Annotated in this window: 1 protein-coding gene; it reads left to right on the top strand. The window is 42.7% G+C overall.

Annotation, left to right across the window (positions count from 1 at the left end; translation table 11 throughout):
* Positions 1-258, top strand: a 258-nt coding sequence (locus JCM9157_RS25590; protein ID WP_218186567.1) for a hypothetical protein, incomplete at its 5' end; no start/stop codon positions are given.
* Positions 259-651: the final 393 nt, after the last annotated feature.

Below are 651 nucleotides of genomic sequence, written 5' to 3'. Positions count from 1 at the left end.
TTGATTACCCCCACCAAACCTTGTCCGCTGACACTAAACCTTGTCCAAGTGACAAAAAGCGTGTCCAAAACGGGAAATAGAGTAGAGGAAAGGTTATGGGATGCAAGGCTAACCGACAATGAAGGAGCCATCGACAGTACCTACGGTACTGCCTCTGGTTCCTTTGTTTTTTTCTTTCTCCATCCTTGTTTCCTACCTGATCTCTCCCCAATCTGTCCACAAATTCAAGGTTCTGAGCGATCATATGCCACAGCATAGGTGCCATATATAACCGAAGGTTAATCTGCATGAATTCGCAGACCTTCGGTCTTTTTTGCATGATAAAAAGCATGAGATAGCATGAGAACAAGCATGAATAAAAAGCATGAGAAAGAGCCTGAAAGGGCTTGGGGCGTACTCTAAAAGGTCTGAAAAAGAGGGAGAAAAAGAAAGTCTTTTAACCTTAAACCTTAACTCTACTCTGGACACACTTTATGACTATTTCCCAACGAAAAAGTAGATAATTCGTGTTGGAAAAAGAAGCTGATATTGGACACACTTTATGACCTTTCAGAAATTGGGAAAAGTAGGGTAAAGGCATGGGGGAGAAGGGATGGAGGAGAATTGGGGAGAGGGGGATTTTGGACACGCTTTGGTGTCAGTCTACATAAA

This window comes from Halalkalibacter akibai JCM 9157 (genome assembly GCF_000513135.1).
Lineage (GTDB): Bacteria > Bacillota > Bacilli > Bacillales > Bacillaceae_D > Halalkalibacter > Halalkalibacter akibai.
This window is presented reverse-complemented; position numbering and strand designations above follow the sequence as displayed.